Origin of the sequence: Caenibacillus caldisaponilyticus, from assembly GCF_002003465.1 — a bacterium.
Lineage (GTDB): Bacteria > Bacillota > Bacilli > Bacillales > Sporolactobacillaceae > Caenibacillus > Caenibacillus caldisaponilyticus.
In genome coordinates, this window is sequence record NZ_BDDQ01000134.1 from 1 (window position 1) to 1,318 (window position 1,318).

A 1,318-nucleotide genomic window follows, 5' to 3' on the forward strand; every position below is an offset into this window, starting at 1 on the left:
AGGCTAATCGGTTTATATCTTACTATGAGGAATGGATTTAAGTCAATATTTTGGACACCAATAAGTGAAATTTAATTTTGATCTCATGCCATATTTTTCATGACATCGCTGGTCGCTTGACATGGAGCCTCTGCGGGCGTGGTGTTATGCGAAGGGCGAAAGGGGCAATGATTTCTTTCGCATGGCAAACAAGCCTGCCACACCCGCCACTCCATGTAAAGCGGATGCTTGTAAAATTGTGAAGAGCACTACGCTGCCCCTTTGATACTGTCTTCTGTTTCTTGTGGCGTCATATAGCCCAAGCAGCTATGAATCCGTTTCCGATTGTACCAGCCTTCTATAAATTCGAATAAGGCTCTTCTGGCAGCTTGAAAGTTCAAATAGTTGACTCTGTAGATCTCTTCCTTTTTCAGAATTGCATGGAAAGACTCAATGCAGGCGTTATCGTATGGGCAACCTTTTTTACTGAAGGAGTGTTTGAACTGCTTCTTTTCCATGTATTCTGCAAATTTCTCGCTTGTATACTGGGATCCCAAATCAGAATGCAAGATCAATCCCGGACCTGGACGTTGTGCCTGATAAGCGTTTTCTACTGCCTTTAAAGCCAGTTCAGTCGTCATGTGGCGGTCAAAAGCGTAACCGACAATCTTTCTGGAATGTAAATCCATTACGGAAGCCAGGTAGCACCAACCGTCTCTCAAAGTATGAATGTACGTAATATCCGTAACCCATTTCTCGTTGATGGTTGTCGTTGAGAAGTCCTGGTTCAGCAGGTTATCGTGTTCTTCCATCTTGCCCTTATTGGAATGGGGACGGTACTTTTTTCTGATAATGGAATAAATGCCTGCAGCCTTCATCAAACGCTGAACCCGTTTCAGGCTGACTTTGAGCCCTTCTTTTTCAAGCATATGGCGGATCTTCGGCGCTCCGTACCTCTGCTTGCTTTCCGTATGGATTTTTCGTATTCTGTCTGTCAACTCCCGGTTTTCCCGTTTTGTTTTTGACTCTTTTTTTTGTTTGGATTGATAGTAGGTACTTCTCGGCACGCCAAGGACCGTACACATGGTTTTAAGGTCATAATGGTGTTTGGCTCTTATCTCGTCAATCATGGATATAACAGTGGTTTGATCTACTTCTTTGCGAATATGGCCATAGCTTTTTTTAAGATTTCGTTTTCCTCTTTCAGCCGGTGCAATTCTTTTTGCAGGTTCAGAAATTCTTCTGGGGTAAAAGAGCTCCCGTCATCCAGCTTAACCGGTTTTTGTTTTCTGATCCATTTGTAGATTGTCGTTTCAGACAGGCCATATCGCAGATCTGT

At 43.3% G+C, this 1,318-nt stretch carries 1 protein-coding gene; it reads right to left on the bottom strand.

Annotated elements, in window-relative coordinates; all coding sequences use genetic code 11:
• Positions 1-248 precede the first annotated feature (248 nt).
• Positions 249-1,318, bottom strand: a protein-coding gene (locus tag CCB157_RS16800; protein ID WP_238594760.1) for an IS3 family transposase whose coding sequence is annotated in 2 segments (ribosomal slippage) — positions 249-1,156 and positions 1,156-1,318 — 1,071 coding nt annotated over the 2 segments. Because the reading frame shifts where the segments join, the coding sequence is not laid out codon by codon here. This gene is flagged as partial in the annotation.